This is a genomic window from Mycobacteriales bacterium, assembly GCA_030697205.1.
Lineage (GTDB): Bacteria > Actinomycetota > Actinomycetes > Mycobacteriales > SCTD01 > JAUYQP01.
In genome coordinates, this window is the sequence record JAUYQP010000003.1 from 40717 (window position 1) to 49927 (window position 9211).

Below are 9211 nucleotides of genomic sequence, written 5' to 3' on the forward strand. Positions count from 1 at the left end.
AGGGGGTTCCTACTCGGCGGACGCGTCGGCCGGCGCCTCGGCAGCAGCCGGGGCGTCGGAGTTGTCGACCGGCGTGAGGCTGATCTTGCCGCGCTGGTCGATCTCGGTGATCTCGACCTGCAGCTTGTCGCCGACGTTGACGACGTCCTCGACCTTGCCGACGCGCTTGCCGTTGCCCAGCTTGGAGATGTGGACGAGGCCGTCCTTGCCGGGGAGCAGGCTGACGAAGGCGCCGAAGGCGGCGGTCTTGACGACCGTGCCGAGGAAGCGCTCGCCGACCTTGGGCATCGTCGGGTTGGCGATCATGTTGATGACCGCGAGGGCGGCCTCGGCCGCCGAGCCGCTCGTCGCGCCGATGTAGATCGTGCCGTCGTCCTCGACGGTGATGTCGGCGCCCGTGTCGGCCTGGATGGTGTTGATCATCTTGCCCTTCGGGCCGATGACCTCACCGATCTTGTCGACGGGGATCTTCACGGTGAGCACGCGCGGGGCGTAGGGCGACATCTCGTCGGGCTCGTCGATCGCCTCGTTCATGACCTCGAGGATCGCGAGGCGGGCGGTGCGGGCCTGCTGCAGGGCGGCGGCCAGGACCGACGACGGGATGCCGTCGAGCTTGGTGTCGAGCTGCAGCGCGGTGACGAACTGCGGGGTGCCGGCGACCTTGAAGTCCATGTCGCCGAACGCGTCCTCGGCGCCGAGGATGTCGGTCAGGGTGGCGTACTCGCCGCCCTCGTAGATGAGGCCCATCGCGATGCCGGCGACGGGGGCCTTGAGGGGCACACCGGCGTTGAGCAGCGACATCGTGGACGCGCAGACCGAGCCCATCGAGGTCGAGCCGTTGGACGACAGCGCCTCGGAGACCTGACGGATCGCGTAGGGGAAGTCGGCCTTGCTCGGCAGCACCGGCAGCAGGGCGCGCTCGGCGAGCGCGCCGTGGCCGATCTCGCGGCGCTTGGGCGAGCCCACGCGGCCGGTCTCGCCGGTGGAGTACGGCGGGAAGTTGTAGTGGTGCATGTAGCGCTTGCGGTTGTCCGGGTTGAGCGTGTCGACCATCTGCTCCATGCGGGCCATGTTGAGCGTGGTGACACCCATGATCTGGGTCTCGCCGCGCTCGAACAGCGCCGAGCCGTGGACGCGGGGCAGGACCTCGACCTCGGCCGCGAGCTGACGGATGTCCTCGAGGCCACGGCCGTCGATGCGGACCTTGTCCTTGACGACCCGGCGGCGCACCAGCGCCTTGTTGAGCGAGCGGAAGGCGGCCTTGAGCTCGCCCCCGCGACCCTCGAACTTCTCGGAGAGGGCGGCGACCGTCTCGTCGCGGAGCGCGTCGGTGGCGCTCTCGCGCTCCTGCTTGCCGACGATCGACATGATCTCGCTGAGCTTGGCCTCGGCGGCGTCGGTGACGGCCTGCAGCGCGTCGTCTTCGTAGTCGAGGAAGACGGGGAACTCGAGAGGCTCGTTGGGCGCCTTCGCCTTGAGCTCGAGCTGCGCCTTGCAGACCGCAGCGATCGCGGGCTTGGCGGCCTCGAGGCCGGCGGCGACGACGGCCTCGGTCGGGGCCGTGCCACCGCCGTTGATGACCTCGAAGACGTCGGGGGTGGCCTCCGCCTCGACCATCATGATCGCGACGTCGCCGTCGTCGAGCATGCGGCCCGCGACGACCATGTCGAAGGTCGCGTCCTTGAGCTCGGAGTGCGTCGGGAAGGCGATCCACTCACCGTTGACGCACGCGACGCGGGTGGCGCCGACCGGGCCGGTGAAGGGCAGGCCGGACAGCAGCACCGAGCAGGCGGCCGAGTTGATGGCGAGCACGTCGTAGAGGTGGTCGGGGTCCAGGGACAGCACCGTGGAGACGACCTGGACCTCGTTGCGCAGGCCCTTCTTGAACGACGGGCGCAGCGGCCGGTCGGTCAGGCGGCAGGTGAGGATGGCGTCCTCGGAGGGACGGCCCTCACGCCGGAAGAACGAGCCGGGGATCTTGCCCGCGGCGTACATCCGCTCCTCGACGTCGATCGTCAAGGGGAAGAAGTCGAGGTTCTCCTTGGGCCGCTTGGACGCGGTCGCCGCGGACAGGACGAGGGTGTCGCCCTGGTAGATCGTGACCGAGCCGGCGGCCTGCTTGGCCAGGCGGCCGGTCTCGAAGCGAAGCGTGCGCGTCGCGCCGCCCGGGTTGCTGATGACGGCCTCGGTGAACTCGCTGCCGTAGATGTTGCTCTCGCCCTCCAACGGGCTCTCCTCTTCACTGCGTGCCGCGAGGGGCGAGGAGGCAGAGCCGGTCTTCAGTGGAGGCGGCCGGTCCCCTGCGTCTGCAGCGGCTCCGGCGGCCACTCCCGAGGACCGGGTCCGGTCCTTCCCGTCGTGGCGGACGGGGTTCGTCGCGAGGTGGTCCCTCGACGACGAGAGGGGAGCGCCCGGGTGGGCACTCCCCTTCGAGCGTCTAGCGGCGCAGACCGAGCTTCTCGATGAGAGCGCGGTAGCGCGTGATGTCGGTCTTCTCGAGGTACTTGAGCAGACGGCGCCGACGGCCGACGAGCTGGAGCAGACCACGACGGGTGTGGTGGTCGTGCTTGTGCTGCTTGAGGTGCTCGGTGAGATCGCTGATGCGCTTGGTCAGCAGCGCGACCTGCACCTCGGGCGAACCGGTGTCGTTGGCCACGGTGGCGTGCTCAGCCATGATCGCGGTCTTGGTAGCGGTGTCGAGTGCCACGGGGGTGTTTCCTCCGGTCCGGTGTGCGCGCCCTAGGTCTTCTGCACCAGGGCAGGTGAACGCACCGCCGGGTCCACCGGCGTGCCACCAGCCTAGCAGCGCGCCGCGTGGGGCCGGCTCACACCGCGATGTGCTCGATCACCTCGGCCGCGGCGTCACCGGCGAACAGGTAGTCGAGGTAGCGCAGCAGCTCGTCGGCGTCGAAGGGCTTGGCGAGGAAGTAGTCGACGCCCTCGGTCCAGGCCTGCCAGGCCTGCGCGTCGTCGGCCGCAGCCGTGAGCATGACGACCGGCAGGTCCGGCCCACCGTCGGCGGCGCGGATGCGCTGCAGCACCGCGTGGCCGTCGAGCCCGGGCATCATCACGTCGAGCACGACGCAGTCGGGGCGCTGGGCCTCGATGGCGCGCAGCCCGGCGAAGCCGTCCTCGGCGGTGCGGACGTCGTAGCCCTCGATGCCGAGCACGTCGGTGACGAGCGCGCGGATGACGGGGTCGTCGTCGATGACCAGGATCGTGGGCACGTGAGCCTCCTTCTTCACGATGTCCTTCGGCGCTCGCGCGCGCCCGGCAGGTCACACAGACGGGTGAACGATCTCCCGGGTCCGCGCCACGTCGACCGCCATCTGGTCGAGCAGCGGCTGCAGGGTGTCGTAGCGGACCGTGTCGCGCAGCCGCGCGGTGAACGACAGGCCGACGTGCTCGCCGTAGAGGTCGCCGTCGAAGTCGAGGACGTAGGCCTCCACCCGCCGCTCGGTGCCGGCGAAGGTCGGGTTGGTCCCGATGGAGATGGCGGCGACGTGGACGGTGCCGTCGCGCCGGACGAGCCGACCGGCGTAGATCCCGTCCGCGGGGACGGCGGCGAAGGCCGCCGGCTCGAGGTTGGCGGTCGGGTAGCCGATCTCGCGGCCGCGCTGGTCGCCGCGCACGACGACGCCCTCGATGCGGTGCTCGCGCCCGAGCGCGGCGTTGGCCGAGGCGATGTCACCCGCAGCGACGCAGGCCCGGACGTAGGTCGAGCTCCACGTCGTGTCGCCGTCGCCCTCGAGCTCCACCGCCTCGACGGTGAAGCCGAAGCGCCGACCGTCGGCCGTCAGCGAGTCGATGTCACCGGCCACCTTATGGCCGTAGCGGAAGTTGCGGCCGACCACGACGCACTTGGCGTGCAGGCGCTCCACGAGCACCTCGTGGACGAACTCCGCCGGCGACTGCGCCGCGAAGGCCGCGGTGAAGGGCACGACGAGCACGACGTCGGCGCCGCACGCCTCGACGAGGTCGGCGCGGTAGCGCTGGCTGGTCAGCACCGCCGGGTGGGTGCCCGGGCGGATGACCTCGCTCGGGTGCGGGTCGAAGGTCATGACCACAGCAGGTACGCCGAGCTCGCGGGCGCGCGCGACCGCCTTCGCGATGATCCGCTGGTGGCCGAAGTGCACGCCGTCGAAGACGCCGATCGTCACCACGCACCGCCCCCAGCTGCCGGGGACCTGCTCGACACCTCGCCACCTCTGCACGAGGTCAGCCTAGTGAGGGTCGTCTGTCCCGGCTGGGCGGAAGACGACGACGGCGCGGGCGGCGTCGTCGCGGTCCTCGACGAGGGCGACGCAGCGGCCCTCGGGGTCGAAGGCGCCGACCGTGCCCGGCGCCCCGGTCGCGGCGAGCTTCTTGCCGTAGGACAGGGCGACCGCCTCGTCGATGTCGAGGTCGCGGCGCGGGAAGGAGGCTGCGACGGCGTCGTCGAGCAGCACGACGTCGAGCCCCTCGGCCGCCTGCTCGAGGGTCTGCGCGCGGTCGAGTCCGAACGGCCCGACGCGGGTCCGTCGCAGCGCCGTGAGGTGGCCGCCGACCCCGAGCGCGGTGCCGAGGTCGCGGGCGAGCGCCCGGACGTAGGTGCCGCTGCTGACCGTGACCGCGACGTCGAGGTCGCTCCCCCGGCGCTCGAGGACCTCGAAGCGCGACACCGTCACCGTCCGGGCCTTCAGCACGACGTCCTCACCGGAGCGCACCCGCGCGTAGGACCGCACCCCGTCGACCTTCACGGCCGACACCGACGACGGCACCTGCTCGATCGTGCCGGTCAGGGCCGCGACAGCGGCGCTGACGGCCTCGTCGGTCACCGCAGTCGCGTCGCACTCCTCCACGACGTCGCCCTCGGCGTCGTCGGTGACGGTGGTCTGCCCGAGCCGGATCGTCGCGGTGTAGTCCTTGTCCGACAGCGCGAGGTGGCCGAGCAGCCGGGTCGCCCGGCCGATGCCGAGCACCAGCACGCCGGTCGCCATCGGATCGAGCGTGCCGGCGTGGCCGACCTTGCGGGTCTGCGCGAGCCGCCGCGTCCGGCCGACCACGTCGTGGCTGGTCCAGCCCGACGGCTTGTCGACCACGAGCAGCCCGTCGGGCGCGGTCACGCCGGCAGGCGGGGGGCGTCGGCCAGGCGCGCGCGCAGCAGCTCCAGCGTGGCGAGAGGTTCGTCGTACGACGTGAAACCCGCCGCGAAGCGGTGGCCACCCCCACCGAAGGACGCGCAGACGGCGCCGACGTCGACCTGGCCCTTGCTGCGCGTGGAGATGCGCCAGGCGCTGCGGTCGGGCTCCTGCTTCACGACGACAGCGACCTCGGCCTCCTGCGCGGTGCGGAGGACGTCGATGACGCCCTCGACGTCGGCCAGGCCGAGACTGTGGGTCGCGAGGTCGTCGGCGGTGACGGTGGTCCAGACCAGGCCGAGCCCGCCGACGGCTTGCTGCTCGAGGGTGGCGCGGGCCACCGAGGCGCCGAGCAGCCGGACGTAGTCGAAGGGCTGGGTGTCCCAGATGGCGCGGCTGATGAGGTCGTGGCGGATGCCGGTCGCGAGCAGCCGCGCGGCGAGGTCGTGGACCTGCGGGCTGGTCGCGGCGTACTTGAACGAGCCGGTGTCGGTGACGAGCCCGGTGTAGAGGGGTGCGGCGACGTCGGCGGTCAGCGGCAGGCCGAGCCGGTCGACGAGGTCGGCGACGAGCACCGCGGTCGCTGCCGCTGCCTGGTCGACGAGGCGGTGCGTGCCGTAGGGCTCGCCGCTCGCGTGGTGGTCGATGACGAGCACCGCAGCGGCGGTGTCGACGAGCCGGGCGAGGCTCCCGAGCCGGTCGGCGCTGCCGGTGTCGAAGGTGACGAGCAGCGCCGGCACGGACGGCAGGTCGTCGGGGTGGACGAGCAGGTCGAGGCCGGGCAGTCCGCGGTAGGCGCGCGGCACCTCGAAGGGCTCGCTGCCGAAGGACGCGACGACGCGCGTGCCCCGGTCGCGCAGCGCGACCCCGAGGCCGATCATCGAGCCGAGCGCGTCACCGTCAGGACCGACGTGGCAGGCCAGCACGACCGGCTGGGCAGGGTCGTGGTCGGTGAGCAGCCGCACCGCATCGGCCCACTGCGCGTCCGTGACGGTCACGCGGAGCCGGCGCCGTCTTCGTCGTCGGTGCCCTCGGTGTCGTCGTCGTCGGAGTCGGAGTCGTCGTCGGACTCGTCGTCGGAGTCATCGGTCTCGCGCGGGACGCGGTAGGGGTCGGCGTCGCCGGCCGGGGCAGCGGCCGCGGCGAGCTCCTGCACGCGAGCGTCCTCGGCGCGGGCTTGCGCGAGCAGGTCCTCGATGCGCCCGGCGGTCTCGGGGACCACGTCGGCGATGAAGGTCAGCGACGGGGTGTAGCGGACCCCGGTCTGCTTGCCGACGGTCGCGCGCAGCACGCCCTTGGCGGACTCCAGCGCCATCGCCGACTCCTGGCGGGCGGTGTCGTCACCGAAGACGGTGTAGTAGAGCGTGGCCTCGCGCAGGTCGGGCGTGACCTTGGCGTCGGTAATGGTGACCATCCCGAGCCGTGGGTCCTTGACCTGCATCTCGAGGGTCTGCGCGACGACCTCGCGGATGCGGACCGCCAGCTTGCGGGCCCGTGCGACGTCCACCATCAGTCGTCGTCCTCTCCGAACAACCGCTGCCTCGCGGACAGCACCTCCAGCTCGGGCCGGTCGGCCACGAGCCTCTCGCACGCGTCGAGCACGTCGCGCACGTGGCCGGCGTCGGGTCCGCAGACCGCGACGCCGATCACCGCGCGCCGGTGCAGGTCGAGCGCGCCCGCTTCTGCGGCGGACACGGCATACCTCTTCTTGAGCTCGGCCACGACGGGCCGCACCACCGAGCGCTTCTCCTTGAGCGAGTGCACGTCACCGAGGAGGAGGTCCAGGGTCAGCGCGCCGACCCACACGAGCGGACCTCCTCCTCGACAGACGGGACTACGCGCGCGGCTTCTCGCGCTGCTCGAAGGTCTCGATGACGTCGTCGTCCTTGATGTCGTTGAACGACCCGAGACCGATACCGCACTCGAAGCCCTCACGGACCTCCGTCGCATCGTCCTTGAACCGCTTGAGCGACTCGATGCGCAGGTTGTCCGCCACGACCACGCCGTCGCGGACGAGCCGCGCGGAGGAGTTGCGGGTGATGGTGCCGCTGCGGACGAGGCAACCGGCGATGTTGCCGAACTTGCTCGACCGGAACACCTCGCGGACCTCCGCGGTGCCCAGCTGGGCCTCCTCGAAGATCGGCTTGAGCATGCCCTTGAGGGCCGCCTCGACATCGTCGATCGCCTGGTAGATGACCGAGTAGTAGCGGATGTCGACGTGCTCGCGCTCGGCCAGCTCGCGGGCGTTGCCCTCGGGCCGGACGTTGAAGCCGAGGATGACGGCGTCGGACGCGCGGGCGAGGTTGATGTCGTTCTCGGTGATGGCACCGACACCGCGCCCAATGATGCGCAGCGACACCTCGTCGCCGACATCGATCTTGAGCAGCGCGTCCTCGACGGCCTCGACCGAGCCGGACACGTCGCCCTTGAGGATGAGGTTGAGCTGGGTGGCGACGCCCTCCTGGATCTTGCGGAGCGCCTCCTCCAGCGTCATCCTGCCGCGCGCACCGGCGAGCGCGGCGTTGCGCTCGCGGGCCTGGCGACGGTCGGCGATCTGGCGGGCGATGCGGTCCTCGTCGACGACGAGGAAGTTGTCGCCCGCGCCGGGCACGGCTGTGAAGCCGAGCACCTGGACCGGCTGGCCGGGGGTGGCCTGCTGGACGTTCTCGCCGCGCTCGTTGAGCATCGCGCGGACACGGCCGAAGGCGTCACCGGCGACGATCGAGTCACCGACCCGCAGGGTGCCGCGCTGGACGAGGACGGTCGCGACCGGGCCGCGGCCCTTGTCGAGACGGGCCTCGATGGCCACACCCTGCGCGGGGACGGTCGCGTCGGAGTAGAGCTCCAGCGCGGCGTCGGTGGTGAGCAGGATCGCGTCGAGGAGCTCCTGGATGCCGGTGCCGGCCTTCGCGGAGACGTCGACGAACATGACCGTGCCGCCGTACTCCTCGGCGATCAGGTCGTACTCGGTCAGCTGGCCACGAACCTTGGTCGGGTCCGCGCCCTCCTTGTCGACCTTGTTGACGGCGACGACGACCGGGACCTCGGCGGCCTTGGCGTGGTCGAGCGCCTCGATGGTCTGCGGCTTGACGCCGTCGTCGGCAGCGACGACGAGGACCGCGATGTCGGTCACCTTGGCACCGCGGGCGCGCATGGCCGTGAAGGCCTCGTGACCCGGGGTGTCGATGAAGGTGATCTCGCGGACGCCGCCCTCGACCGGGTGGTGGACCTGGTAGGCGCCGATGTGCTGGGTGATGCCGCCGGCCTCGCCCTTGACGACGTCGGTCTGGCGGATGGCGTCGAGCAGCTTGGTCTTTCCGTGGTCGACGTGACCCATGATCGTCACGACCGGCGGGCGGGGCGTGAGCTCCGCGTCGTCGTCGTAGTCGCCACCGAAGGACAGGTCGAAGCGGTCGAGCAGCTCCGCGTCCTCCTCCTCCGGCGTGACGATCTGCACGTCGTAGGTGAGGTGGGCGCCGAGCAGCTGCAGCGTCTCGTCGGTGCACGACTGGGTCGCGGTCACCATCTCGCCGAGCTCGGTGAAGACGACCTGGACGAGCGAGCCCGGGTTGGCGCCGATCTTGTCGGCGAAGTCCGAGAGCGACGCGCCACGCGGGAGGCGGACGGCCTCGCCGTTGCCCCGGGGGACACCGGGACCCATCGTCGGCGCGGAGAGGTTGTCGAACTCCTGACGCCGCTGCTTCTTGCTCTTGCGGCCACGGACCGGACCACGACCGCCCGCGCGCCCGAAGGCACCGGGGGTCGCGCCACCGCGACCGGCACCGCCACCGCGGGGGCCACCGCCACCGGGACGACCAGCGAAGCCACCGGGACGGGGACCGCCACCGGGAGCGCCGCCACCGCCACCGGCGTAGCCGCCACCGCCACCGGGACGGCCACCGGGGCCGCCAGGACCGCCGGCTCCGCCGGGACGCGCGCCGGGCATGCCGGGACGCGCGCCGGGGCCGCCACCGGGACGGGGCGGGAACATGCCGGGGCCGGGACGCGGGCCACCGGGACCACCGGGGCCGGCCGGGCCGCCCGGACGGGGCGGGAAGATGCCGGGGCCGGGACGCGGGCCGGCCGCAGCC

9 protein-coding genes are annotated in these 9211 nt (G+C 71.9%); all 9 read right to left on the minus strand.

The window, feature by feature from the left end:
- Positions 1-9 precede the first annotated feature (9 nt).
- Positions 10-2208: a polyribonucleotide nucleotidyltransferase gene (locus Q8R60_00550; protein ID MDP3710956.1), complete on the minus strand. Its 2199-nt coding sequence runs from the start codon at positions 2206-2208 to the stop codon at positions 10-12.
- A gap of 229 nt (positions 2209-2437) precedes the next feature.
- On the minus strand, positions 2438-2707 hold the full coding sequence (gene rpsO, locus Q8R60_00555) for a 30S ribosomal protein S15 (GenBank protein MDP3710957.1): 270 nt from the start codon (positions 2705-2707) through the stop codon (positions 2438-2440).
- A 118-nt stretch (positions 2708-2825) separates the two neighbouring features.
- Positions 2826-3227, minus strand: a complete 402-nt coding sequence (locus tag Q8R60_00560; protein MDP3710958.1) for a response regulator — start codon at positions 3225-3227, stop codon at positions 2826-2828.
- Positions 3228-3278: 51 nt separating this feature from the next.
- Positions 3279-4214, minus strand: a complete 936-nt coding sequence (locus tag Q8R60_00565; protein ID MDP3710959.1) for a bifunctional riboflavin kinase/FAD synthetase — start codon at positions 4212-4214, stop codon at positions 3279-3281.
- A 9-nt stretch (positions 4215-4223) separates the two neighbouring features.
- Positions 4224-5105: a tRNA pseudouridine(55) synthase TruB gene (truB, locus tag Q8R60_00570; GenBank protein ID MDP3710960.1), complete on the minus strand. Its 882-nt coding sequence runs from the start codon at positions 5103-5105 to the stop codon at positions 4224-4226.
- Positions 5102-6118, minus strand: coding sequence for a bifunctional oligoribonuclease/PAP phosphatase NrnA (locus tag Q8R60_00575; protein ID MDP3710961.1), 1017 nt, complete (start codon positions 6116-6118; stop codon positions 5102-5104). Before Q8R60_00575 ends, truB begins: the two co-directional genes overlap by 4 nt.
- Positions 6115-6630 carry a 30S ribosome-binding factor RbfA gene (gene rbfA, locus Q8R60_00580; GenBank protein ID MDP3710962.1) on the minus strand — a complete coding sequence of 172 codons (516 nt, stop codon included), beginning with the start codon at positions 6628-6630 and terminating at the stop codon, positions 6115-6117. Before rbfA ends, Q8R60_00575 begins: the two co-directional genes overlap by 4 nt.
- On the minus strand, positions 6630-6926 hold the full coding sequence (locus Q8R60_00585; protein ID MDP3710963.1) for a DUF503 domain-containing protein: 297 nt from the start codon (positions 6924-6926) through the stop codon (positions 6630-6632). The genes rbfA and Q8R60_00585 overlap by 1 nt, the downstream gene beginning before the upstream one ends.
- 28 nt (positions 6927-6954) lie before the next feature.
- On the minus strand, positions 6955-9211 hold a 2257-nt coding region (gene infB, locus Q8R60_00590), incomplete at its 5' end, for a translation initiation factor IF-2 (protein ID MDP3710964.1).

Excerpts from the sequence above, each read along its gene's own strand:
- rbfA (MDP3710962.1), bottom strand. The coding sequence starts at position 6,630 with ATGGTGGACGTCGCACGGGCCCGCAAGCTGGCGGTCCGCATCCGCGAG.